Below are 23,112 nucleotides of genomic sequence, written 5' to 3'. Positions count from 1 at the left end.
CTTGAGCTGGGCGGTAGCAAATGTGGGCAAGGCCACCCGTAACGGGATGAAGATCAGGACGTTCCCGCGCTCGGGCTGAGCGTCGGATCCGGCGTCGGAGGAGCCGCGGTGTCCAGGGGTTCCGCGTCCGCCACGACCGGTCCGGCGAGCTGCACGGTGGCGGGCGCCGGGGCGGGCGGGGCCGCCAGCCGCAGCGTGCCGGCCTCGGTCCGGACGCCGGTCGGTGTGCCGTCGGTGTCGTAGCAGTAGATGCCGACGTCCACAGGCGCGTTCAGCGAGGCGGAGGTGGAGTCGACCGAGTAGCAGGCCCCGCTCAGGCCCTTGGGCGTGTTGGCCAGGGCGACCGCGAGCGGCGCGCGCCTGTCGGTAAGCACGTCCAGCCAGTCGGTGAGCGGATGCTGGATCCGGGGGTCCAGCCGGCGCGGGATCGCGTCGTCGCGCTCGCCGAGGCGTACACAGCGTGCCGGCTCCGGGTGACCTGTCGAGGGCAGGGCGCACTGGAACAGCCCGTCGCCGGTGGCGGCCAGTGAGACGTCGGCGGTCCCACCCAGCGCCCCGCCCGGCACGTCGACCCGCCAACTGCCGTCGTTCGCGCTTGTGAACACGATGCTGCGATCCGGCTGGCCGGACTTGGCGAACACGTACCGCGCCACCAGGTGGCGATCCTGCGCGGCGGCGGCCAGGGCGGCCAGCTCGTCCCGGGTGGCGTCCACCTCGACCGGCCCGGGATCGGCCGGTGGCGGAGGTGGGGGCCGCTCGGTGGTGCAGGAGACCAGGACTGCCGGCAGGGCGAACACGAGCGGCCCGAGCACGCGGCCGGCCGAGCGGAAGAGGACGGGCACCGGCCCATTCTGGTGGGTCCGGGCCGGGTGCGGGCAACGGCGGCAGCCGTCCGCCCCGGCGTGTCGGACGCGGACTTTCGGCGTACCGCCCTAACTCGCGGACCTGGCCAGGCGCGTTGCCGGGACGGCCGCGCGGGCCGGATGGTGGGATCACCCGATCCGCCGCCGTGACCCGCCGGATACCCTCATGGGGTCTGACACGCGCCGCCGGCCCCGGTTCCGGCGGCGTCGGCACGCTCAGGGTCGCTGGGAGGGAGTGCACAGTCGTGGCACTCGTGGTGCAGAAGTACGGCGGGTCCTCCGTCGCCAACGCCGAGCGGATCAAGCGGGTGGCCGAGCGCATCGTCGCCGCCCGCAAGGCCGGCGACGACGTCGTGGTGGTGGTCTCCGCGATGGGGGACACCACCGACGAGCTGCTCGACCTGGCCAACCAGGTCAGCCCGCTGCCGCCGGGCCGCGAGCTGGACATGCTGCTCACCGCCGGGGAGCGGATCTCCATGGCGCTGCTGGCCATGGCCATCCACAACCTGGGGTACGAGGCCCGCTCGTTCACCGGCTCGCAGGCCGGTGTGATCACCACGTCGGTGCACGGCAGGGCGCGGATCATCGATGTCACCCCGGGGCGGCTCAAGGGCGCGCTCGACGAGGGCTCGGTGGTCATCGTGGCCGGCTTCCAGGGCGTCTCGCAGGACACCAAGGACGTCACCACGCTGGGCCGTGGCGGCTCGGACACCACTGCCGTGGCGCTCGCCGCCGCGCTGCACGCCGACGTCTGCGAGATCTACACCGACGTGGACGGCGTCTTCACCGCCGACCCGCGGATCGTCCCCAACGCCCGGCACATCCGGGACATCACCTACGAGGAGATGCTGGAGCTGGCCGCGTGCGGCGCGAAGGTGCTGCACCTGCGTAGCGTGGAGTACGCCCGTCGGGCGGGGTTGCCGATCCACGTCCGTTCGTCATACTCGACCAACACCGGCACGATGGTCACCGGATCGATGGAGGACCTTTCCGTGGAGCAGGCACTGATCACCGGGGTCGCGCACGACCGCAGCGAGGCCAAGATCACGATCGTCGGGGTGCCCGACGAGCCGGGTGCCGCCGCGGCGATCTTCGACACCGTCGCCGGCGCCGAGATCAACATCGACATGATCGTGCAGAACGTCTCCACCGAGGGCACCGGCCGTACGGACATCTCGTTCACGCTGCCCAAGGCCGACGGCCCGACCGCGATGGCCGCGCTCAGCAAGATCCAGGAGCCGGTCAAGTTCAAGGGCCTGCTGTACGACGACCACGTCGGCAAGGTCTCCCTGATCGGTGCCGGCATGCGCTCGCATCCCGGTGTGGCCGCCGGCTTCTTCGCCGCGCTCGGCGCTGCCGGGGTCAACATCGAGATGATCTCCACTTCCGAGATCCGCGTCTCCGTCGTCTGCCGGGACACCGACCTCGACGCCGCGGTCCGCGCCATCCACGACGCGTTCGAGCTGGGCGGCGACACCGAAGCCGTGGTCTACGCCGGTACGGGTAGGTAGCGCCGATGACGGCGCTGCCCACCCTCGCCGTGGTCGGAGCGACAGGTGCCGTCGGCACCGTGATGTGTGAGCTGCTCAGCGGGCGTCGCAACGTCTGGGGTGAGATCCGGCTCCTCGCCTCCGAGCGTTCGGTCGGGAAGCGGGTGCGCTGCCGGGGCGAGGACATGGTCGTCCAGGCGCTGACCCCGGAGGCGTTCGACGGGGTCGACGTGGCGATGTTCGACGTGCCCGACGAGGTCTCCGCCGAGTGGGCGCCCATCGCCGTCACCCACGGCGCGATCGCCGTGGACAACTCCGGCGCGTTCCGGATGGACCGGGACGTCCCGCTCGTCGTTCCGGAGATCAACCCCGAGCAGGTCCGCAACCGGCCCCGGGGCATCATCGCGAACGCCAACTGCACCACCCTCGCGATGATCGTCGCGGTCGCGCCCCTGCACCGCGAGTACGGCCTGCGGGAGCTGGTGCTCGCCTCCTACCAGGCGGCCTCCGGCGCCGGCCAGGCTGGCGTGGACATGCTGCACGACCAACTCACCAAGGTCGCCGGGGATCGCGCGCTCGGCTCGCGTACCGGCGACGTCCGGCAGGCCGTCGGCGACGACCTGGGTCCCTTCCCGGCGCCGCTGGCGCTCAACGTGGTGCCCTGGGCGGGCTCGCCGGCCGACGCCGGCTGGTCGTCCGAGGAAATGAAGATCCGCAACGAGTCGCGGAAGATCCTCGGCCTGCCCGACCTCAAGGTCAGCGCCACCTGCGTACGCGTGGCGGTGGTGACCGGCCACTCGGTGGCCGTGCACGCGGTCTTCGCCACCGAGGTCGACGCCGAGGGCGCCCGCGAGGCGCTGCGCAACGCCCCCGGCGTGATCCTGGTCGACGACCCCGCCGCCGGTGAGTTCCCGATGCCTATCGACGCGGTCGGCACCGACCCGTCCTGGGTCGGCCGGATCCGCCGCGCCCTGGACGACCCGCGCGCCCTCGACTTCTTCGTCACAGGCGACAACCTCCGCAAGGGCGCGGCCCTCAACACCGCCCAGATCGCCGAACTCCTGGCCAAGGAACTCCGCACCGCCTGACCGCCTCCGTTGAAGCCCGCCGGCGGCCTGCGGTGACCGTCGGTCACCTTCGTGGGGTCGGACGCGGTGGTGAGCGGTATACCTCAGAGTCATATTCATACCTCTGAGGTATACCGCTCAACAGCGCATCAACACGGCCGGCAACAAAGGCCGATGGCCACCGCCAGGTGCACGGCCACTCAGGCGGCGGCCAGGTGGACGCCGTCTCTGCCCTGGCGCTTCACCGCGTAGAGGGCCTGGTCGGCGCGGCGGAGAGTGCGGTCGGGGGATTCGCCGGGGCGGGGCAGCGCGACGCCCACGCTGATCGTGCGACCGGTCCGTCGGGCCGCCTCGGCCAACCGCTCGGCGATCCGGACCGCCTCCTCCGGACGGCTCACCTCGATCACCGCGACGAACTCGTCGCCACCGATCCGGTACAGCTCGTCGCCGTGGCGCAACGCCCCCTCCAGCGCCCGGGCCAGCCCGACGAGCACCTGGTCGCCGGCCTGGTGGCCGTACGTGTCGTTGACAGTCTTGAAGCCGTCCACGTCGATCGCCAGCAGCGCCGTACGCCCGGGGGTGGCCGCCGCGATCCGCTGCCCGAACGGGCCGGTGTGCCGCAACCCCGTCAGCGGGTCCGAGCTGGCCTGCTCCCGCAGCCGGGCAAGGGTACGCAGCCGGTCCAGGCTGGTCCACGCCTGCCCGGCGAGCAGCTCCATCAGGCTGACAGTGGTCGGGTCCGGCCGCAGCGCCCGCTCGTCGGCGACGAGCAGCGCCCCACAGTCGTCCGGCGGCCCGACCGGAACGGCGATCAGAGTGCGTACCCCGGCCCTGGTCAGCGGACGATAGTCCTCGGTCGGCGGGTGCCCCGCCTCGCCAAGCGTGTAACCGGCGCCGTACCGGTGCGCCCGGTCGATCATCCGGCCGAGCGCCTCCGCCCCCGCCTCGGCCAACTCCGCCCGGATGCGGGACTCCAACTCGCACCCGGCAGGCGTCGGCGGCCCGAGCTGGGCGCCCTGCGGGCCGCCGAGCAGCAGCACCGCGGTGGAGAGGGTGGACACCTCCCGGGCGGCGGAGGTCGCCGCGCTGATCACGGCCTCCTCGGTCGACGCGGCGGAGAGCGCGGCGGCGTGCCGGAGCAGCTTCTCGCTGCGGCTCTCCGACGGAGGGCCGCCCAGTCCGGCGATCCGCGTGCCGAGTCGGCCCGCCAGCCGCTGCGCGGTCTCCCGCCACGGCTCCAGGTCGACCGGCCCACTCCACTGCAGGTCCAACACGCCGATCACCCGGCCCGCCGGATCGCGCACCGGCAGGCACAGCTCGGCGGTCACGTCCGGGCGTACCGGGAGGTAGTCGGGGTCGACGGTGACGTCGGGGACCACCGCCGCGACGCCTGTGGCGTACACCCGGCCGACGATCCCGGTGTGCGCCGGGACGGTCGCGAAGACCTGCCACGCGCCGGTGGCCGCCACACAGCGCAGCCGGTCGTGGGCTTCGAGCAGCACCGAGATGGTGGCCGGGGTGTGGCGCGACAGCGCGGCGACCGTCCGCCTGCAGGCCTCCGGCGCGCTCGACGCCATCGACAGGCGGACGGTGACGTCACGGATGACTCGCTGATGATCCACTCGCACGTCGTTCCAGGTAGGGGAGGGGTCGGCGCGATCAAGGGTACTCACGCCGGCCGGGGTCGACCCCTCTTCGTACACATGTGCCATCCACAGGCTGTGGACACAGCCTGTGGGCGGCGGTCCCCGCCGGGGCCCGGCTGTCGGTAGCGTGGAGTTCCCGGCGCCGAGGAGGCGAGCCCCCATGCTCATCGCCCAGCTCAGTGATCCGCACGTGACCACCGGCCTGCTCGCCGCCGAGCCCGCCGCCGGGCTGCACCGGGCGCTCGGCCGGGTGCTTGCGCTGCGCCCGCGCCCCGACTGTGTGGTGATCACCGGTGACCTGGTCGACCACGGCCGGCCCGACGAGTACGCCGCGCTGCGCGAGCTGATCGACCGGTTCCCCCTGCCGGTGCACCTGGTCGCCGGCAACCACGACGACCGGGAGTCCCTGCTCGACGCGTTCGGCGGGACGCCCTGGCTCGGCGGCGGTTTCTCCACCTACTACCACGCCGACCACGAGGAAGCGTCAGTCGTGGTGCTCGACTCGCTCGTCCCGGGCGGCGGTGGCGGACAACTCGGCGAGGAGCAGCTCGGCTGGCTCGACGGCGTCCTCTCCGGTCGACCCGACGTGCCCGCCGTGGTCTTCCTGCACCATCCGCCGGTCGCGGTCGGCATCCCGACGGCGGACACCATCCGGCTCGCCGACGGGCCCGCGCTGGCCGAGGTGATCGGCCGGCACCGGCACGTCGTCCGGGTCGCCGCCGGGCACCTGCACCGCACGGTCACCACGGCGTACGCGGGCACGGTGCTCACCGTGGCCCCCAGCACCTGGAAGCAGAGCACGCTCACCATGGCCACCGACGAGCAGATCGGCTGGGTCGTCGAGCCCACCTCCTTCCTGCTGCACCTCGTCGAACAGGGCGGCTGCACGACGCACACCGTGGCGGTCAGTCACTCCGCAGGTCAGACCTGCGGCTTCTGACCACACCCCGATGATCGACACCGTCTGGTACGTCGCGTACGGCTCGAACATGCACGCAGCCCGGCTGGCGTGGTACATCGGTGGCGGCTGCCCGCCCGGCGGCCGGCGGACGTACCCGGGTTGCCGCGACCCCCGCCCACCGAGCCGGTCGGCGGCGGTGTTGCTGCCGGGCGGGATCTACTTCGCCGGCGAGTCCCGCGCGTGGACCGGCGGGATGGCGTTCTACGACCCGGACCTGCCGGGCGAGGCCGCCGCACGGGCCTACCTGGTCAGCATCGAGCAGTTCACCGACATCGCCGCCCAGGAGATGTACCGCCCGACGGGCGACACCGCCGACCTCGTCCCGGGGACCGGCGCGGCAATCGACGCCGCGGTCGCCAACGGGCGGGCGACGCTCGGCCCGGGGCGCTACGAGACCCTGATCTGCCCCGGCCTGCGCGCCGGCGTCCCACTACTCACCTTCACCGCCCCCGAGCCGGCGTCGTCCGCGCGGTGCCGGCCACCGGCGCCGGTCTACCTGGGCATGATCGCCCGGGGGCTGCGCGAGGCACACGGCTGGCCCGCCGAGCGGATCGCCGACTACCTGGCGCAGCGTCCCGGGGTCGCGGACGGCTGGCCGCCCGACGCCGTCACGACACTGGTCACCGACGCGCTCGCCGCAAACTGACTGTGGATGCGCGCGGGCGGGGTCGTCAGCCGAGCAGGAACTCGCGTAGCGCAGGGGCGAGTGTGGCGGGCGGCACCTCGTGGTGGCCGCCGTCGAGACTGATGGACCGGCCACCGGGAATCGCCTCGGCGGTGGCCCGGCTCGCGTCGCACAGCCACTGTGGACTGCCGGTGCTGTCCACAGCGAGGGTCGGGGTGGTGATCGTCCCCAGCCGGTCGGCCGGGAATGAGCCGCCGGCGCTCACCAGCGCGTCGTACGGCAGGGTGTGCGCGAGCGCGGCCAGGATCGCGCCGGAGGAGGTCCCGTACAGGGCGATGCCGTCCCCCTCCGCCGCCTGCCCTCGGGTCCTTCCCAGACCACCTGTCCGACAATCTCCGGCAGGTCGGCATCGACCACCGGTCATGTCGACACGTGCGTCCAGGGTGGCGTATCCGCAGCTCTGGCCCGCTGCCTGCATCGACGGCTTCGATCCGCCGCCCGGCTCGACCGACCGGCGTCCGGATGAGAGGCTGTCGAGGCGGGCGGCGATTCCCCACCGCCGCCATTCGCGACCGACCCTTCCGACGGCGTCGGTCGGCGGCCCGGTCGACCCACAGGCCGGGCACCGCACGCGCCGATTCTCACGAGGAGTTCCATGTCCATAACCGGGATGCGTCGGGCCGCTGTCGGCCTGACCGCGCTCGCGGTGGCAGCGCTCGGCGCGGTCGCCACCACCCCCGAGCAGGCCGACGCGCGACCGAAGCCGGTCGACCTCACCCTGCTGGCCCTCAACGACTTCCACGGCAACCTCGAACCGCCGAGCGGGAGCAACGGCACCATCGCCGGGCAGACCGCGGGCGGCGTCGAATACCTCGCGACCCACCTGGCCGAGCTGCGCGCCGCCGCCAAGAAGAAGAACACCATCACGGTCGCCGCCGGTGACCTGATCGGCGCGTCCCCGCTGCTCTCCGCCGCGTTCCACGACGAGCCGACAATCGAGGCGCTGAGCATGGCCGGGCTGGACTACGCCAGCGTCGGCAACCACGAGTTCGACGAGGGCGCCGCCGAGCTGCTGCGGATCCAGAACGGTGGCTGCCACCCGGTGGACGGCTGCATCGACGGCACCCCGTACCGGGGGGCGGGCTTCCAGTACCTGTCCGCCAACGCCTTCAAGACCGCCACCGGCAGGCCGCTGATGGCGCCGTACGCGATCCACAAGGTGCAGGGTGTCAAGGTCGGCTTCATCGGCATGACCCTGGAGGGCACCCCGCAGATCGTCAGCCAGCAGGGCGTCGCGGGCCTCACCTTCACCGACGAGGCGGAGACCGCCAACCGGTACGCCCGCGAGCTGCGCCGTAAGGGCGTGCAGACGATCGTCGTGCTGCTGCACGAGGGTGGCGCCCAGGAGGCGACAGGTGGCATCAACGACTGCGTCGGCATGACCGGGCCCATCGTGGACATCGCCAACCGGATGGACCCGTCGATCGACGTGGTGGTCAGCGGCCACACCCACCAGGCGTACAACTGCAACATCAACGGCAAGCTGGTCACCAGCGCAAGCTCGTTCGGTCGTCTTGTCACCGACATCGACCTGAAGATCGACCGTCGCTCCGGGGACGTGCTCTCGGCCTCCGCGAACAACGTCGTGGTCACCCGCGACGTCGCCAAGGACCCGAAGCAGACCGCCCTGATCGACAGGTACAAGACGGTGCTCGGCCCGGTCGCCGGCCGCCAGGTCGGCGAGACCGCCACCGCGCTCACCAAGACGCAGGAGGACCTGCTCGCCACCTGCTCGGCAGCGGTGCCGGCCTCGTGCGGCGAGTCGCCGCTGGGCAACCTGATCGCTGACGCGCAGCTCGCCGCCACCGACGACGAGCAGAACGCGGTGGCCGCCTTCATGAACCCCGGCGGGGTACGCGCCAACCTGGACGCCGGCCCGGTCACCTACGAGGAGGCGTTCACGGTGCAGCCGTTCGCCAACAACCTGGTGACGCTGGATCTGACCGGCGCGCAGCTCTACTGCGTACTGGAGCAGCAGTTCGTGACCGGTCGGGTGCTGTACCCGTCGTCGACAGTGGGCTACGTCGTCGACCTGAACGGCACCACCGCCCCCGCCACCGACCCGTGCGCCGGCACCCGCGTGGTGCGGGGCAGCCTCACCATCGGCGGCGCCGTCGTCGACACCGCCGCCACCTACCGGGTGACGGTGAACAACTTCCTGTCCGGCGGCGGCGACGGCTTCAGCGCCCTCACCGCCGGAACCAACCAGGTCACAGGTCTGATCGACCTGGACGCGTTCGTGGCGTACCTGACCGCGCAGTCGCCGGTCTCCGCCCCGGCGCTCGACCGCATCCGCACCACCGCCGAGGTCCCCGCCGCCTGACGGCCGACCCCGCGACGATCGGGCCCCGGAGCACCCGCTCCGGGGCCCGACCCGTCCCCGGGCGTCAGCCCTCTGCCGAGGGCTGCCCGTGCCCGGCGCGCGGCCCTCGCGCCGCAAGATCGTGCTCGAACCTGGTTGTAGTGGTCTGGGAGCGCGCCGATGCCACTACGTCCAGGATCGAGCACGATCTTGGGCCGCGCGGCGCCGCTTCCCGCGTCGGGGTGGGGTCAGTCGGGGTGGGCGTCTGGGCGGGGTGGGGTCAGGCGGGGGTGGGTGTCTGGGCGGGGGTGGGCGGGGTGATCGTGGGGCGGCCGTCCTGGTCGACGGTGAGCAGCCGGCGCAGGGAGAGCGCGATGAGCGAGGCCACCAGGCAGCCGCCGACCACCACCGCGACCCAGACCATGCCGTTGGCCGCGCCGATGAGCGGGCCGGCGGTCACCGGGCCGATCACACCGCTGATTCCGAAGATCATCGAACTCATGGCGTTGTACCGGCCACGCAACTCGTCCGTGGCCAGCGCGTTTGTCAGCGCCGGCATCACTGGCGACAGCAGCGTCTCGCCGAGGCCGAAGATCGCCGAGCAGGCCACCACGCACAGGGCGGCCACTAGTGCATTTTCGGTGCTGATCAGGCCGGCGACGCCGAGGACGAGCCAGGCGACGGCGAACACCGCCCCGACCACGGCGAGCGCGCCGGTGCGACTGCGCCCCTCGATGCGGCGGATCACCAGCAGTTGGGCGAGCACGATCATCACCGTGTTGGCCGCCAGCGCCCAGGCCACCACCCGGGGGTTCACCTCGGCGACGCGTACGGCGAACGCGGCGAAGCCGACCTCGACCTGCGCGTACCCGCACGTGGTGAGGACCAGGCCGAAGATCACCAACCGGCGGAACGGACGGTCCCGGAGCACGGTCAGGTAGCCCCCGCTCGACGGCCCGTCGCCGGCGGAGCGGTGGCCGAGTCGGTGGCCGACACCGGGCAGGGTCAACAGGATCAGGGCCGGCATCAGGTAGCTGATCGCGTCCAGCAGGTAGACCGTCTGGAAGGTGCCGGGTCGTGCCGTGTCGACGATCGCGCCGGAGGTCATGCCGCCGATGCCGATGCCGAGGTTGAGCAGCGCGAAGTTCAGACCGAAGATCCGTTGCCGCTCACCGTCGTCGGTAAGTGAGGCGAGGATGGTGTTCTGCCCGGACCAGACCGCCGAGCTGCCGACGGCTACCACTGTCATCACGAGCAGGGCCGAGCCGGTCGAGTGGACAAGCGACAGCGAACCGGTGCCCACGGCTTCGATCAACAGGCACGGCAACACCACCCGACGGGCGCCGAACCTGTCGATAAGGGTCCCGCCCAGGGGCGACAGCGCCAGCGTGACGACGCCGTACCAACCGATCACCAGGCCGGCGCGGGTGTCGGTGAGCCCCCGCACGTCGGTCAGGTAGATGAACAGGAACGGCAGGGTCAGACCCCGCCCGATCGCCGACAGCAGGGTGCCGAGGAGGATCCAACGGGCTTCCGGACGACGGGGCAGGACTCGACGCAGCATGCCCGGCATTCTGTTCGGTGGGTGTGACGCCACGCGAACCGTTTTGACGGGACTCCTCTGTGCCCCGGACCGCCGGGTGACCAACTCCACGATGATCCAGTGGTCCGCCGGGTCTGCGATGCTGGCCCGATGACCGGCACCTGGCGACATCTGCCCGCTACCGCCCGCGCCATCGCGGTGACCGCCACCGCGGCCGTCGCCGCCGCCCAGGCACGCGACGGTCAGGCGTACGACGGGGCGGTCGCCGACCTCGCGACCGACGAGCGGTCCGGTCTGGTGCTCGGAACGGTGGTTCGGCTCCTGCTGGAGGAGGGCCACCCGGAGGGGTTGGTCGGCGACGACATCCGCCAGGTGCTGGCACGCTGCGTGCAGGACGCCATGCGGTGGCGTCCGGACGTCGATCCACACGTGGTGCTCGTGCTGCTCGCCGGAGCGCTGGGGGTGTACGACCCCGACGGGGACGAGTCGCCGCCGGACGGGCCTGCCCTGGCCCGGCACGCCCCGCTGCTCGTGGCCGACCTGTTGGCGGTGACGGGCGTGCCGTTTGACGACTACCTGGCCGCCGCGTTCACCGAGATCGAGCGCACCGAACGGCAGGACTGACGACCAAGGGCGGCCACATGGTGTGTGGCCGCCCTCGTTTCGGCAGGTCAGGAGGCGGAGGCCGCCACCTCGAACGAGTACCAGTTGGGGTAGTCACTTACCGTGCCGTTGGCGCGGACGGCGTAGACGGTCAGGTCCACGTACCCGCCTGCGGTCGGCGTCCAGGTGATCGTGGCCCGGCCGTTCGCGTCGGCCGCGACCTCGATCGGCTCGGCGTAGTTGAAGCTGTACTGGTACGCCGTGGTGTCCGTCCAGCCCGGCGGTGGGGAGAAGGTGAAGGTGCCCTCGACCCCCACCCCGCCGACTGGCGAACCGTCAGGCGAGAAGTAGACGTCCGACTTCACCCCGGGGCCGGGGTAGAAGTACGTGGACCAGTTGCTCGCCGCCGAGACGAACCCGTTGTCGCTGTGGCTGCGGACCGTGACGTTGTGTCCGTCCGCCCTGTTGGCGACGAAGCTGAAGTAGGCGGTCCCGTCCTCCTCGGCGGACCGCATCTCCGGGTCCCGTCCGTCCAGGGTGATCTCGTACTCACGTACGCCTGTGACACCGGCCGCCGGGACGAACTTCAGCACCACCTCCTGCCCCCACTCGGGAACGCCACTCTCCACCCGGACCTCCGGCTCACTTGGCCGCACGAAGGTGCTGTACGTGACGGTCTCGGAGGCGTTGCCCGCGAGGTCGACCGAGCGGACACTCAACCGCTGCAGCCCCGAGCCGGGTGGGTTGAGCGTCACGGTCGCCGATCCGCCCGGGGTGTTCGCCCGCACCGAGCCCGGCAGGTCGAGAGGGTCGTGGCACTCCAACTGGCCGTACTCGCCAGTGGCCGAGCAGCCGTGGACGCCGAGGCCACCCCAGGAGTACTCGAAGCCCGCGATGTCCTTGTCGCCCTTGCCGGAGAAGGTGAAGATCCCCGACACGCCCGCCGGGCCCCACTCCCCGGTGGTGTCCGCCGGGTAGTTGGCCGAGGTGACCGAGGGCTCACCGGGGCTGGTGCGGTCGTAGGTGAAGAAGCACTTCTTCGACCAGGACGAGTAGTCGGCGCCGTCGGTCACCCGGGCCTGCCAGACGTAGGTCTTGCCGTCCGTGAGCGTGTTCTCCGGCAGGGTGACCCGGTTGGCGCGGCCGGACTGACCGTGCTCGCCGGTGAACACCTGACGAGCGTCGGGGTCGGCTTTCGGCCAGACGGCGACCTCGGTCATCACCGAACGCTCGTCGTACTCGTCGGCGTCACTGCCGACCGCCTCCAACACGCTGGCGAAGCCGCCGATGCGCGGGTAGGGCGCGAGTTGGGTGCAGGGGAGCCCGCCGTTGTACAGGTGGGCGCTGTCGATCTGCGGCACCGAGTTGAACTGGACGTTCAGATCGACGCCGCGGTACGGGTGCAGCCCACGGCTGTAGGACGCGTCACTCTCGTACTGCTCGGGCACCCGGATCTCGAAGGTGACGTACCGCTGCCGGTGTGCGACAGCGTCCTGCACCGCCGCAGCCACGTCGAACGTGATGGTGGCGCCCGGGCAGAACTGCACCGGAGTGAGGACCTCGCCGAGCTTGGTGAGCGGTTCGGGTGCTCGGTTCCAGGTCGGCGTCGCGGTGACCGGCTTCGTACGCCAGATCTCGACGGCTCGTTTGCCGCAGTCGGCGACGGTGCGCTCTTCGACGAACACCTTGCCGCCGTAGATCTTCTTGCCCTCGTACGCGGAGAGGTCGAAGGTGGCGTACACCCGCGAGGTGTGGCTCTTGCCCGCGGCGTCCTGCCAGGTGCCGAGCGGGACGTTCGTGGTGCCGTCCGTCGGGTACGCCTTCTTCGGCGTCGCCGAGTCGGTCCAGCCGACCTGGACGGACGGTGGGTCGTCGTAGTGCGGTGCCGCGACGGCGGCGCTCGCGGTGGAGATGAGACTGAGTCCGCTGATGCCCAGCGTCAGCGCGAGTGCGCTGACGACGCTGCGACGCGGCCTGGATCTGATCACTGTGGATCTTCCTCCCGTGTCCCATCCGGCTCTTGGCCAGATGATCAGCCGCATCAAAGCGTGTGCCGTTGCGGGAGGCAACCTCCTTTCGGCCGACTCGGAGCCCCGCCGACCGGATCGATGATCTTGGCCCGGGGCTCCGGTGGACCGTTCGTGAAACGCCAAGAGGGCACACCCACCGAGTGGATGTGCCCTCTTACCTCTGGTCGGGGTGGCCGGATTCGAACCGACGACCTCTTCGTCCCGAACGAAGCGCGCTACCAAGCTGCGCCACACCCCGAGGCGTGCCGACAAATAGTAGCCCACCCGCCCCGATGGTCAAACTCGGTACCCCCGCCGCCCGGACCGGCCGCGCCGCGCCCGACCCGCCAGGATCTGCACAACTTCCGCGTTGTTGCTGCCTCGCGGCACCGTGAGGCAGCAACAACCCCGATGTTGCGCGGATCTTGGGCCGCGGTGCGCGCGGATCTTGGGCCGCCGTGCGCGCGGAGCGGGGGTCAGCGGGGGATCAGGGTGAGGATGCTGGCCTCCGGGGGGCAGGCGAAGCGGATCGGCGCGGTCGGGTGGGTGCCGAGGCCGGCGGAGACGTGCAGCCAGGAGTCCGACCCCGGCCACCGGTGCAGGCCGCGCGCCATCGAGCGGGGCAGGCCGCAGTTGGTCACCAGAGCCCCGTACCCCGGGACGCAGACCTGCCCGCCGTGGGTGTGCCCGGCCAGCAGCAGACCGAAGCCGTCGGCGGCCATCTGGTCGAGCACCCGTGGCTCGGGGGAGTGTGTAAGCGCGATGGACAGGTCGGCCGAGGACGAGGCCGTGCCGGCCACCGCCGGGTAGTCGTCCCGGTCGATGTGGGGGTCGTCCACGCCGACCAGGTCGAGTTGCCGGCCGCCGGCCTTGAGGGTGGTCCGGGCGTTGTTGAGGTCCGCCCACCCGGCCCCGGTGAACACCTGGCGCAGTTCCTCGTAGGGCAGGTCGACGCCCTCGGTGTACTCCCGGTCGGGCAGGAAGTAGGTGAACGGGTTCTTCAGCACCGGCCCGGTGTAGTCGTTGGAGCCGAACACGAACGCGCCCGGGTAGTCCAGCAGCGGTTGCAGCGCCCGCAGCACGCCCGGCACCGCGCCCGGGTGCGCCATGTTGTCGCCGGTCACCACGACGAGGTCCGGATCGAGGGCGGCCAGCGACGCCACCCAGCGCTGCTTGCGCGCCTGGTCGGGCGTCATGTGCAGGTCCGACAGGTGCAGCACGCGCAGCGGCTCCGCATCGGCCGGCAGCATCGGCACGTCGTACCGCCGGAGGGTGAACATGTTTCGCTCGACGAGCGACGCGTACGCGAGTGTGGTCGCGCCGACCGCGGCGGTTCCGGCGGCGAGGCGGAATAGTGTGCGCTTTCGCATGGCGTTCAGGGTAGTTTGACCGTCCATGAGCACGCTGAAGGACCGCCTCACCGCCGACATGCGTTCCGCCCTCAAGGCGCGCGACGAGCTGACCACCTCCACGCTGCGGATGGCCCTGGCCGCCGTCGGCACCGCCGAGGTGGCCGGCAAGGCCAAGCGCGAGCTGACCGACGACGAGGTGCTCGCGGTGTTGACCAAGGAGGCCAAGAAGCGCCGGGAGGCGGCCACCGCCTTCGCCGACGCGGGCCGCGCCGAGCAGGCCGCGAAGGAGACCGCCGAGGGTGAGGTGCTGGACCGCTACCTGCCCAGGCAGCTCTCCGACGCCGACCTGACGGAGCTGGTCGCGGGGGCGCTCGCCGCGGGCGGCTTCACCGGCAAGGCCCAGATGGGCCCGGCCATGAAGGCGGCCCAGGCCGCGGTGGCCGGCCAGGCCGAGGGTGGTCGGGTCGCCGCCGAGGTACGTCGACAGCTCGGCCTCTGACACGCTGGCACTGCCGCAGCGGTTCCCCTGCGGACAAGTCGGCAGCGCCGTTCCGGACCGACGAAACGGGCGGGCACCCACTGTGGGTGCCCGCCCGTTTTCGTGTGCCCTGCGCGTCGACTCAGCCGTTGGGGCGGCCGCCGGGCGGTTTCGTCTTGTCGGTGCCCGCCGGAGCGCCGCCGCCGGTGCTGATCTGGATGGTGACGATGCCGTTCTTGATGGTGCGCCCGTCCGGGCTGGTGCCGGCGGCGGTGCCCGCCGGGCAGGTGGAGGCCACCTTCGTCTCGGAGACGATCGGCTCGAAGCCGGCGCCCTTGATCCGGGACTTCGCGGTGTCCACCGGCTGGCACTTCACGTCGGGGATGCTGCGCTGGTCACCCTCGGAGATCTTCTGGCCCGGTGGCTCGAAGTTGATCCGCGGTTTGCCCCTCATGGCGTCCCGCAGCGTCTCGTACACCGGCGGGTTGATGCCGTCCTTCTCGGCGTGCTTCATCTTGACGTTCGTCTGCGGCCAGTCCGGGTCGGCCATGATGCCGGCCACCGCGTACTGCTTGGTCATCGCGACCAGGGCGGCGGTCTTCTCCGAGTCGGTGGTGCCGGACTTGCCGGCGACCGGCGCGTCGACGATGCCCTTCACCACCGCGGCGGTACGGCTGCTGCCGCACTTGCTGGTCTTGGAGTTGTCGCCGACCGGGCAGCGGGCGGCGTCCACGGCGGCACGGGCCACGTCGGTGCTGAACCGCTTCTCGCAGCGCGGGTTGGCGATGTCCAGCTTCTTGCCGTCCGGGTCGCGGATCTCCTGCACCGGAATCGGCTCGCAGTACTTGCCGTCCGCCGCGAGGGTCGCGTACGCGTTGGCCAGGTCCAGTGGGGTGGTGGAGGAGACGCCCAGGGTGAAGGCGCCCCACTGGTGGGCCGATTCCTTGGTGGCGGCGAACGTGGCGTCGGTGCTGGCCCGGAACTGGATGCCGGCCCGCTTGGCGACGTCGACCACGTTCTCGGCGCCGACCTGCTGCTGCAGCGGCACGAAGTAGGTGTTGATCGACTGGGCGAAGGCGCTCCACATGGTCTGCACGCCGCCGGCCTTCTTGCCGGAGTTGGTCGGGCAGTAGAAGTGGGTGCCGGGGCAGGCCGCCGGGCTGCTGCTGTCGATGATGTATTCCGACTTGAACTGCTGCGGCGCGTTGAACGAGTAGCTGAGCGGGATGCCCTTCTCCAGCGCGGCGACGATGCTGAAGATCTTGAACGTCGAGCCGGCCTGGTAGCCGGCGATGCCGTCGCCGCCGGTGAGCAGCGGGTTGACAGTCGCCGGGTAGTTGCCCTTGATGCCCCTCCGGCTCTTCGCCGGGTCGCTGGAGATCTTGTTCGTCGGGTGCTTCGGGTCGTCAAGCTTGAACTGCCTGTTGACCGCGAGGGCCCGCACCCGGCCGGTGCCCGGCTCCACCACGGCGACCATTGCGGCTTCCTTGCTGGTCTCCTTCTTGGCCTTGCGGACCGCCTTGTCGGCGCCCTTCTGCGCCTGGATGTCGATGGAGGTCACGACTGTGTAGCCGCCGCTCTTCAGGCGCCGCTCACGGTCGTACGACGTCGAGCCGAACGTCTCCTGCTGCATCCACCAGCGGTAGAAGTAGTCGCAGAAGAAGCCCCAGCTGTTGACGTTCGTGGAGACACAGCCGTTCGGGGTGCGCTTGTCCTGCACCTTCAGCTTGACCGCCTTGGCGGTGTCGGCCTCCTGCTGGGTGATGGCCTTGGTGTCGACCATGTTCTGGATGACGTAGTTGCGTCGGTCCTGCGCCAGCGGGTAGCCGCTCTTGGTGGTCGGGTCGTTCGTCGTCGGCGCCTTCACCATGCCGGCCAGCAGCGCGGCTTCCTCGATCTTCAGCTTGCTCGGCGGTTTGCCGAAGTAGACCTGGCTGGCGGCGTAGATGCCGTACGCGCCGTTGCCGAACGAGGCGAGGTTGAGGTAGCGGGTCAGGATCTCGTCCTTGGAGAACTCCTTGTCGACCTGCAGGGCCAGCCGCATCTCGCGGAGCTTGCGGGCGCTGGTGTCCTCGGTCGCCGCGACCACGTCGGCCGGGTGCGTGGCCGAGTAGGCGATGGCCAGCCGGACGTACTGCATGGTCAGCGTCGAGGCGCCCTGTCGGCCGGAGCCCTCGCTCTGGTTGTTGACGAACGCGCGGGCGACACCGTTGATGTCGACGCCGTTGTGCTTGTAGAAGTCATGGTCCTCGGCCGCGATGATGGCCTTGATCATGTACGGCGAGATGTCCGCGAGCTTCACGTCGCGGCGGTTCTCGTCGTACATCGTCGCCAGCGGCGTCTTGCCGTCCGACGCCAGCAGGTAGCTGATCTGCGGCGCGCGGGCCACCGTCAGCTCCGTCGGCAGGTTGCCAAATGTCTCTGCGCCGGCCTTCGCGGCCAAGCCGGACATCGCCACCGCGGGGAAGGCCGCCGCAGCGACCACCACGCCAGCCAACAGGCCACATATGAGCAGCGATGCGGCGTTGGTCAGCACATTGTGGTCACGTTTCCGCATCCAGGTCACCTCGGCATGGTACGCGAGTAGGGAACGAGGGGCGCCTGGGAGTTCTTTCCCCATTTCCTGCGCGCGCTGCCCTCGTTGTGCTAAACGCATGACCCCCGGTACGAGGTTGCGTGTGACCCGGCGTGAGTCTCCACCGTTTGGCGGAGGCCCCGCAGCGTTTTCGTCGACCTCGGCGGGGTAACCGGCGGTCGAGAGCCCGGGAAGCCGGGAGTGTCCGGAATGATGGATTTCGCCGACAACGTTGCGTAATCAGTCGACTACAGAGCATGATGATGGCGGCGACAGCGCCACATGTCGCCCGCGCCGCCTTGGGGAAGGCGGGCCGGGCGATCGGGGGGAAATTGCCGGCTGCCGTGCAACGAGGTCGGTAGGTACTGCAAGGGGGGACGAGTACACATGGGCATGATCACTGACTGGCCGTCGCTGGCGGCGTGTCAGAACGGGGACCCGGACGCGTTGTTCGTACAGGGCGCCGAACAGAACGTGGCGAAGCGGATCTGCCGGAGCTGCCCAGTTCGGTACGAGTGCCTGGCCGACGCGCTGGACAACCGGATCGAGTTCGGTGTGTGGGGCGGTATGACCGAACGCGAACGCCGGGCGTTGCTGCGTCGTCACCCCCAGGTGACGAGCTGGCGCAAGATGTTCGAGGCAGCGATGAAGAAGAACAGCAAGGACAAGGCTGGCAAGGACAAGATCCTCGTCAGCGCGGCCACCTGACGCCGGTCACGACCGGCTGATCGCCGCGCCGATCGTCCGCAGCCCGTCGACGTCGTGCACGTCGGCGGGCTGCGCCGTCACCGACACCGCCGGCACCGCCGGGAACGCCTCGGTGAACCGCGCGGCGACCTGCTGCTCGCGTACCGCCTGACGGGCCAGCGCGGCGTGCGCCCGCAGCACGTCGGCGGTGGCCTCGTGCCCACCCAGCTCGGCCAGCCGCTCCGCGGCGGCCCCACTCTGCTCGGCGTCCAACTGCGGGACCACCGGTCGGTGCACCCGGTTGAGCACCAGGCCGGCCAGCGGCATCTTCTCCTCCCGCAGCCGGCTCGCGAAGTAGGCGGCCTCCCGGACCGCGTCCGGCTCCGGCGCCGCGACCAGCACGAAGGCCGTCTCCCGCGCCTGCAGGATGCGGTACGTCTGCTCGGCCCGCTGCCGGAAACCCCCGAACATCGAGTCGAGCGCGGCCACGAAGCCGGACAGGTCGGTGAGCAACTGCGCGCCGAGCACCTTCTGGACCACCTTCGAGAACATCCCGAACGAGGCCGTGACCAGGTTGAACATGCTCCGCCCGCCGCTGCGCGCAGGTGCCAGCAGCAGGCGCAGCATCCGGCCGTCGAGGAACCGGGACAGTCGGGCCGGCGCGTCCAGGAAATCAAGCGCCGAGCGGGACGGCGGCGTGTCCACCACGATCAGGTCCCACTCGCCCCGGGCGTGCAGCTGGCCCAGCTTCTCCATCGCCATGTATTCCTGCGTGCCGGCGAACGTCGAGCTCATCGCGTGGTAGAACGGGTTCGCGAAGATCTCCGCGGCCTTCGTCGGGTCGGTGTGCTGGAGCACCACGTCGTCGAAGGTGCGCTTCATGTCCAGCATCATGGCGTGCAGCTCACCGCCGCTGGCCTCGACGTCGATGCCCTTGACCTGACGGGGTGTGTTGTCCAGCTCGGTCAGGCCCAGCGACTGGGCCAGCCGGCGGGCCGGGTCGATGGTGAGCACCACCGTGCGCCGACCGTGCTGTTCGGCGGCCCGCAGCGCCAGCGCCGCGGCGGTGGTCGTCTTACCCACCCCGCCGGCACCGCAGCACACGACGATCCGCACGCCCGGGTCGGCGAGGATCTGGTCGACGTCCAGCTGCGGCGCCGCGTCTTCGGAAGGCACCAATCGAGCGTATCGGGCCGCGTCGGTCCATGCGCCCGTGCTGAGCTCAGGTGTGAGTCAATCGGCGCTGACGAGGGCCCGGGCCAGTGTCGAGAGGCCCGCCCGGTCCACCCCGTCGGGCAGCAACGGCAGCTCGATCATCGGCAGCCCCAGTTCCACCAGGTCGGCGCGGAGCGAATCCTCCAGTTCGCGCCGGATGAGCTGGTCCCGCGCCTCGTTGTGCAATCCGGCCACGATGTCCCGATCGGCAGGCAGCCCGGCGGCGACCAGGCCGCGCTCGAGTTCCGCGGCGGTGACCGCCGGGCCGGCCGGCAGCGCGGGTCGGGCGCCGTTGACGATCACCTTTCCGACGCCGAAGCCGAGCGAGGTCAGGTCGGCGATGGCGTCCACCGTCTCCTGCACCGGCATCTCCTCCAGCAGCGTGACCACGTGGACGGCGGTCATCGGGGAGCGCAGCAGCGCGGAGACCCCCTCGCTCTGGGTCTTGATCGGGCCGACCTTGGCGAGCCGCGCCGTCTCGGCCGTGACGTTGAGGAAACGGCCGATCCGACCGGTGGGCGGCGCGTCAAGCACCACCGCGTCGTACGCGCGCCGCTGCCCCGCGGTGCGGGTGGTGGCCTCCTTCACCTTGCCGGTGAGCAGCACGTCACGAAGACCCGGGGCGATTGTCGTGGCGAAGTCGATGGCGCCGAGCTTGCGCAGGGCCCGGCCCGCCGCTCCCAGCTTGTAGAACATGTCCAGGTACTCGAGCAACGCCTCCTCGGCGTCCACCGCGAGCGCGCGCACCTCACCGCCGTCCGGCGAGTCGGCGAGGTGCCGCTCCTCGTACGGCAGTGGATCGATGCCGAAGAGCTGGGCGATGCCCTGCCGGCCCTCGACCTCGACCAGCAGGGTGCGACGGCCACCGGCGGCCAGCGCCAGGGCCAGCGCCGCCGCCACGCTTGTCTTGCCGGTGCCACCCTTGCCTGTCACCACGTGGAGACGGGCCGACCATCCGGTACCGGCCGGGTCGGACGGCCGCTCAGCTGCACGCACCCGTCGAGCCTATCCAGGCTTGCCGGTCAGGCGACCTCGCAGACCCACCAACCCGTCTTCTGCACCACAGTGAAGCGCAGGTCCTGGTCGGCCACCTTCTCGTCGGCGGTGGTCATGGTGATGCGGGTGGAGACGGTGGCCCGGTCGCCGGTCTGGTTGTCGACCTTCGGGGTGGTCCACTTGAACCGGGGGTTCTGGTACTCGTTCGCGTACTTCTGCACCTCGGCCACCTTCGCCGCGATCTTCTTGTCGTCCCGGGAGGCGGCGCAGACGTGGTTGGCTGCCTTCTTCGCGTCCCGGTCCTTGTAGACGGCGGTGAGGAACTCGTCGACGGCGACCGCCGGCTCCTTCGCGCCCTCGCCGGACTCCGCGTTGCGAAGGGTCAGGAACGCCACGACGCCGCCGCCCACGCAGAGCACCATGATCACGACCAGCGCGATGGCCGCGATCAGCAGCCCGCGCTTCTTCTTCGGCTCGGCCGTGCCCTGGTACGGCGGGTAGCCGGGCGGCGGTGGTGGGATCGCGCCAGGGGCGCCGGGAGCTGCCGGCGGGCCGGTCGGGTCCTCGGTGTGCGGGACGCCGGCGGGCGCACCGGGCTGGGCCGGCACGCCCGGCTGCGCGGGGAGCGCCCCCGGCGCGGGCTGCCCGGGAAGAGCGAGCTGACCGGGCTGGACAGCCGGACCGTCGGGAGGGCCGTAAGGGGCGGCGGGGCCGGAAGTGGCGGGCGGGCCGGAAGGAGTGGCCGGGCCGGGAAGGGCGGGCTGGGCGGCCGGGCCGGGTTGGGTGGCGGTCGGTGGGCCGGGCCGCTCCTGGACGGTTGCCGCGTCGGACTCCACCGAGGAGGCCGACGGGTCGGACTGCCCGGGGACCGGCTGTCCGGAGGCCGTCGGGCCGGGCTGGCCGGGGATGGCAGGCGTACCGGGCTGACCGGTGGGATCCGGGGACGCCGACGGAAGAGCGCGCGGGCCGGCCTGGTCGCCGCTGGGCGGTTGGGTCATCTCGTTCCCCCGGGGGTGCGGCGCCCGGCCGCCACCCCTGGCGCCGAGCGAGATCGAGCGGGCGGCCGGGCGCTGTGCGACCGTCCGACCGGAAGGGTAGCGGCCATCCGTCGGTTCGGTGTCGCCCCTACCGCGCAGTTCTTGGCGCCGGGTGCATCACCCGGACCGCGGAATCAACCGCAGTCGGGATTCCTACCTGCCATCTGTCACATATGTGACTCTCGGTGACTGATCGTGCGCGTCCTGTTGGCGAGACCGCCTCCGGGGACCTACCTTCGTCCGGTGCGGGGGGCGGAACGGATGAATGGTCCGGGCCGGAAGCGTGGTCCGAGAGGTACTACCGGAGGCAGTTCATGCGCGATGCGGACAACATCCCTCGCACCCAGTTTCCGACAAACGACAGGCAACGCCGGCCCGGCTCTGTGGGAGAGGTGGCCGGCGGGCCGTTCGGCAGCCTGCCCATCAACGAGCGGTCGTACCGTCGGGTTCCGGAGCCCCCGGAGGTGATCCGGGTGTCGACCCGGCCCGTCGAGCGGTTGCGGGACGACGACGAGCCCGGGTTCGTCATCCACCTGCCGATCCGGGTGCCCGACCTCGCCTCGGCGACCGCGCTTGCCGGCCGGGTCGCGGAGTCGCTGGGCTTCCTGCCGGAGCTGGACGCCGGCGAGACCACCGTGTCCAACGCCGACGACCAGAACAACCGCCACCGGGTCTTCTGCGACCTGCTGCTGCCCGACCGGTCGCGCTGCCCCCAGGGGTACGAGCACGAGGGGCCCTGTGGAGAGCTGCCGGCCATGCCCGAGCAGCGTCCCGCGCCTCGTCCGGCCAGCGGACCGTAGGCTGTGCCCGACGAAGTCCGCACCACGAGGGAGCCCTCCAGCGATGCAGAAGTGGGAATACTCCACGGTCCCTCTGCTGGTCCACGCGACCAAGCAGATCCTCGACAACTGGGGTGAGGACGGGTGGGAGCTCGTCGCCGTGGTCCCCGGCCCCAACCCGGACCAGCTGGTGGCGTACCTGAAGCGGCCCAAGGCGTGAGCGCGAGGAGCGCAGCGCAGCGGAGCCCCGCAGTCGCGAACGAAGGGGTGACGCGATGAGCAACGGTCCCCACGCGAAGCTCGCCGAGCTGGGCCTCGAACTGCCCGACGTGGTGCCGCCGGTGGCCAGCTACGTGCCGGCCGTCCAGTCCGGGCAGCACGTGTACGTCTCCGGCCAGCTGCCGATCGCCGAGGGCAAGTTGCTGGCGACCGGCAAGGTCGGCGCCGGCATCTCCGCCGAGCAGGCGAAGGACCTGGCCCAGCGGTGTGCGCTCAACGCGCTGGCGGCCGTCGACTCGCTTGTCGGCCTGGAGAACGTGGTCAAGGTGGTCAAGCTGACCGGGTTCGTGGCGTCGGCCCCCGGGTTCGTCGGCCAGCCCGCCGTGATCAACGGCGCCTCCGACCTGTTCGGCACCGTCTTCGGCGAGGCCGGCCGTCACGCCCGCAGCGCCGTCGGGGTGGCCGAGCTGCCACTGGACGCCCCGGTGGAGATCGAACTGATCGTCGAGGTCGCCTGACCGCATCGCCGCGGCCCGCGATCGTGCGGCACCGGCCCGGAGGAAAGCCCTGAACGGGGACGAATCAGGGGCCGGACGTGCATGATC

21 protein-coding genes and 1 tRNA gene are annotated in these 23,112 nt (G+C 71.2%); 11 read left to right on the top strand and 11 right to left on the bottom strand.

The genetic code is table 11. The features are described from left to right. Positions 1-53: 53 nt before the first annotated feature. Positions 54-842, bottom strand: coding sequence for a hypothetical protein (locus OOJ91_RS19940; protein ID WP_266247036.1), 789 nt, complete (start codon positions 840-842; stop codon positions 54-56). 266 nt (positions 843-1,108) lie between these two features. On the opposite strand from OOJ91_RS19940, the gene OOJ91_RS19935 reads away from it, so the two are divergent. Both OOJ91_RS19935 and OOJ91_RS19930 read left to right on the top strand, forming a co-directional pair. Next, positions 1,109-2,374 (top strand): aspartate kinase, encoded by a 1,266-nt coding sequence (locus OOJ91_RS19935; RefSeq protein WP_007466238.1) that lies wholly within the window; start codon positions 1,109-1,111, stop codon positions 2,372-2,374. 5 nt (positions 2,375-2,379) lie between these two features. Then, entirely contained in the window at positions 2,380-3,441 is a 1,062-nt protein-coding gene (locus OOJ91_RS19930) for an aspartate-semialdehyde dehydrogenase (RefSeq protein ID WP_266247035.1), read from the top strand. A 179-nt stretch (positions 3,442-3,620) separates the two neighbouring features. On the opposite strand, the gene OOJ91_RS19925 is transcribed toward OOJ91_RS19930, so the two are convergent. Then, a complete protein-coding gene (locus OOJ91_RS19925) occupies positions 3,621-5,042 on the bottom strand; it encodes a GGDEF domain-containing protein (protein WP_266247034.1) in 1,422 nt (473 codons plus the stop codon). A 184-nt stretch (positions 5,043-5,226) separates the two neighbouring features. Between OOJ91_RS19925 and OOJ91_RS19920 the strand changes: the two genes are divergently transcribed. Both OOJ91_RS19920 and OOJ91_RS19915 read left to right on the top strand, forming a co-directional pair. After that, the gene (locus OOJ91_RS19920; RefSeq protein WP_266247032.1) at positions 5,227-6,006 is read left to right on the top strand and encodes a phosphodiesterase; all 780 of its coding nucleotides are present in this window, start codon (positions 5,227-5,229) and stop codon (positions 6,004-6,006) included. Between the two features lie 10 nt (positions 6,007-6,016). Then, positions 6,017-6,673: a histone deacetylase gene (locus tag OOJ91_RS19915; RefSeq protein ID WP_266247030.1), complete on the top strand. Its 657-nt coding sequence runs from the start codon at positions 6,017-6,019 to the stop codon at positions 6,671-6,673. Positions 6,674-6,698: 25 nt separating this feature from the next. Here OOJ91_RS19915 and OOJ91_RS19910 read toward each other — a convergent pair whose 3' ends face one another. Continuing rightward, positions 6,699-7,076 (bottom strand): alpha/beta fold hydrolase, encoded by a 378-nt coding sequence (locus tag OOJ91_RS19910; protein WP_266247028.1) that lies wholly within the window; start codon positions 7,074-7,076, stop codon positions 6,699-6,701. Between the two features lie 231 nt (positions 7,077-7,307). Between OOJ91_RS19910 and OOJ91_RS19905 the strand changes: the two genes are divergently transcribed. Beyond that, positions 7,308-9,035 carry a bifunctional metallophosphatase/5'-nucleotidase gene (locus OOJ91_RS19905; RefSeq protein ID WP_266247026.1) on the top strand — a complete coding sequence of 576 codons (1,728 nt, stop codon included), beginning with the start codon at positions 7,308-7,310 and terminating at the stop codon, positions 9,033-9,035. 259 nt (positions 9,036-9,294) lie between these two features. Here OOJ91_RS19905 and OOJ91_RS19900 read toward each other — a convergent pair whose 3' ends face one another. Next, positions 9,295-10,578 carry an MFS transporter gene (locus OOJ91_RS19900; protein ID WP_266247024.1) on the bottom strand — a complete coding sequence of 428 codons (1,284 nt, stop codon included), beginning with the start codon at positions 10,576-10,578 and terminating at the stop codon, positions 9,295-9,297. A gap of 129 nt (positions 10,579-10,707) precedes the next feature. On the opposite strand from OOJ91_RS19900, the gene OOJ91_RS19895 reads away from it, so the two are divergent. Further along, positions 10,708-11,181, top strand: a complete 474-nt coding sequence (locus tag OOJ91_RS19895; RefSeq protein ID WP_266247023.1) for a hypothetical protein — start codon at positions 10,708-10,710, stop codon at positions 11,179-11,181. A 47-nt stretch (positions 11,182-11,228) separates the two neighbouring features. Here the strand turns inward: OOJ91_RS19895 and OOJ91_RS19890 are convergent, their stop codons facing one another. The 3 genes from OOJ91_RS19890 to OOJ91_RS19880 form a co-directional block, all read right to left on the bottom strand. Beyond that, entirely contained in the window at positions 11,229-13,148 is a 1,920-nt protein-coding gene (locus tag OOJ91_RS19890; RefSeq protein WP_266247021.1) for a hypothetical protein, read from the bottom strand. Positions 13,149-13,351: 203 nt separating this feature from the next. Next, positions 13,352-13,428: transfer RNA gene (locus OOJ91_RS19885), tRNA-Pro, on the bottom strand. Positions 13,429-13,645: 217 nt separating this feature from the next. Then, positions 13,646-14,539, bottom strand: coding sequence for a metallophosphoesterase (locus OOJ91_RS19880; protein ID WP_266247020.1), 894 nt, complete (start codon positions 14,537-14,539; stop codon positions 13,646-13,648). A gap of 25 nt (positions 14,540-14,564) precedes the next feature. Here OOJ91_RS19880 and OOJ91_RS19875 point away from each other — a divergent pair, with 25 nt between their 5' ends. After that, positions 14,565-15,020 (top strand): GatB/YqeY domain-containing protein, encoded by a 456-nt coding sequence (locus tag OOJ91_RS19875; protein WP_266247018.1) that lies wholly within the window; start codon positions 14,565-14,567, stop codon positions 15,018-15,020. A gap of 121 nt (positions 15,021-15,141) precedes the next feature. Here OOJ91_RS19875 and OOJ91_RS19870 read toward each other — a convergent pair whose 3' ends face one another. Beyond that, positions 15,142-17,556, bottom strand: a complete 2,415-nt coding sequence (locus OOJ91_RS19870; RefSeq protein ID WP_266247017.1) for a penicillin-binding protein — start codon at positions 17,554-17,556, stop codon at positions 15,142-15,144. Between the two features lie 405 nt (positions 17,557-17,961). Between OOJ91_RS19870 and OOJ91_RS19865 the strand changes: the two genes are divergently transcribed. Continuing rightward, positions 17,962-18,282 carry a WhiB family transcriptional regulator gene (locus OOJ91_RS19865; protein WP_007466209.1) on the top strand — a complete coding sequence of 107 codons (321 nt, stop codon included), beginning with the start codon at positions 17,962-17,964 and terminating at the stop codon, positions 18,280-18,282. A gap of 6 nt (positions 18,283-18,288) precedes the next feature. On the opposite strand, the gene OOJ91_RS19860 is transcribed toward OOJ91_RS19865, so the two are convergent. The 3 genes from OOJ91_RS19860 to OOJ91_RS19850 are packed head-to-tail and all read right to left on the bottom strand — an operon-like array spanning position 18,289 to position 21,080. Then, complete coding sequence (locus OOJ91_RS19860) at positions 18,289-19,440, bottom strand: ArsA family ATPase (RefSeq protein WP_266247016.1); 1,152 nt, start codon at positions 19,438-19,440, stop codon at positions 18,289-18,291. Between the two features lie 54 nt (positions 19,441-19,494). Beyond that, positions 19,495-20,472, bottom strand: a complete 978-nt coding sequence (locus OOJ91_RS19855; protein WP_266247015.1) for an ArsA-related P-loop ATPase — start codon at positions 20,470-20,472, stop codon at positions 19,495-19,497. Between the two features lie 26 nt (positions 20,473-20,498). Further along, positions 20,499-21,080 (bottom strand): Rv0361 family membrane protein, encoded by a 582-nt coding sequence (locus OOJ91_RS19850; RefSeq protein ID WP_266249770.1) that lies wholly within the window; start codon positions 21,078-21,080, stop codon positions 20,499-20,501. Between the two features lie 743 nt (positions 21,081-21,823). On the opposite strand from OOJ91_RS19850, the gene OOJ91_RS19845 reads away from it, so the two are divergent. The 3 genes from OOJ91_RS19845 to OOJ91_RS19835 are packed head-to-tail and all read left to right on the top strand — an operon-like array spanning position 21,824 to position 23,025. Continuing rightward, on the top strand, positions 21,824-22,309 hold the full coding sequence (locus OOJ91_RS19845) for a hypothetical protein (protein ID WP_266247013.1): 486 nt from the start codon (positions 21,824-21,826) through the stop codon (positions 22,307-22,309). Positions 22,310-22,352: 43 nt separating this feature from the next. Then, positions 22,353-22,508 (top strand): DUF4177 domain-containing protein, encoded by a 156-nt coding sequence (locus OOJ91_RS19840; RefSeq protein ID WP_007466198.1) that lies wholly within the window; start codon positions 22,353-22,355, stop codon positions 22,506-22,508. Positions 22,509-22,563: 55 nt separating this feature from the next. Beyond that, positions 22,564-23,025, top strand: a complete 462-nt coding sequence (locus OOJ91_RS19835; RefSeq protein ID WP_266247012.1) for a RidA family protein — start codon at positions 22,564-22,566, stop codon at positions 23,023-23,025. Positions 23,026-23,112 lie beyond the last annotated feature (87 nt).

The organism is Micromonospora lupini (assembly GCF_026342015.1).
GTDB lineage: Bacteria > Actinomycetota > Actinomycetes > Mycobacteriales > Micromonosporaceae > Micromonospora > Micromonospora lupini_B.
The sequence above is the reverse complement of the archived record's forward strand: the minus strand, read 5'-3'. Positions and strand labels throughout refer to the sequence as shown.

Excerpts from the sequence above, each read along its gene's own strand:
- OOJ91_RS19930 (WP_266247035.1), top strand. The coding sequence starts at position 2,380 with ATGACGGCGCTGCCCACCCTCGCCGTGGTCGGAGCGACAGGTGCCGTC.
- OOJ91_RS19920 (WP_266247032.1), top strand. The coding sequence starts at position 5,227 with ATGCTCATCGCCCAGCTCAGTGATCCGCACGTGACCACCGGCCTGCTC.
- OOJ91_RS19915 (WP_266247030.1), top strand. The coding sequence starts at position 6,017 with ATGATCGACACCGTCTGGTACGTCGCGTACGGCTCGAACATGCACGCA.
- OOJ91_RS19910 (WP_266247028.1), bottom strand. The coding sequence starts at position 7,076 with ATGACCGGTGGTCGATGCCGACCTGCCGGAGATTGTCGGACAGGTGGT.
- OOJ91_RS19905 (WP_266247026.1), top strand. The coding sequence starts at position 7,308 with ATGTCCATAACCGGGATGCGTCGGGCCGCTGTCGGCCTGACCGCGCTC.
- OOJ91_RS19900 (WP_266247024.1), bottom strand. The coding sequence starts at position 10,578 with ATGCTGCGTCGAGTCCTGCCCCGTCGTCCGGAAGCCCGTTGGATCCTC.
- OOJ91_RS19895 (WP_266247023.1), top strand. The coding sequence starts at position 10,708 with ATGACCGGCACCTGGCGACATCTGCCCGCTACCGCCCGCGCCATCGCG.
- OOJ91_RS19880 (WP_266247020.1), bottom strand. The coding sequence starts at position 14,539 with ATGCGAAAGCGCACACTATTCCGCCTCGCCGCCGGAACCGCCGCGGTC.
- OOJ91_RS19875 (WP_266247018.1), top strand. The coding sequence starts at position 14,565 with ATGAGCACGCTGAAGGACCGCCTCACCGCCGACATGCGTTCCGCCCTC.
- OOJ91_RS19870 (WP_266247017.1), bottom strand. The coding sequence starts at position 17,556 with ATGCGGAAACGTGACCACAATGTGCTGACCAACGCCGCATCGCTGCTC.
- OOJ91_RS19865 (WP_007466209.1), top strand. The coding sequence starts at position 17,962 with ATGGGCATGATCACTGACTGGCCGTCGCTGGCGGCGTGTCAGAACGGG.
- OOJ91_RS19845 (WP_266247013.1), top strand. The coding sequence starts at position 21,824 with ATGCGCGATGCGGACAACATCCCTCGCACCCAGTTTCCGACAAACGAC.
- OOJ91_RS19840 (WP_007466198.1), top strand. The coding sequence starts at position 22,353 with ATGCAGAAGTGGGAATACTCCACGGTCCCTCTGCTGGTCCACGCGACC.
- OOJ91_RS19835 (WP_266247012.1), top strand. The coding sequence starts at position 22,564 with ATGAGCAACGGTCCCCACGCGAAGCTCGCCGAGCTGGGCCTCGAACTG.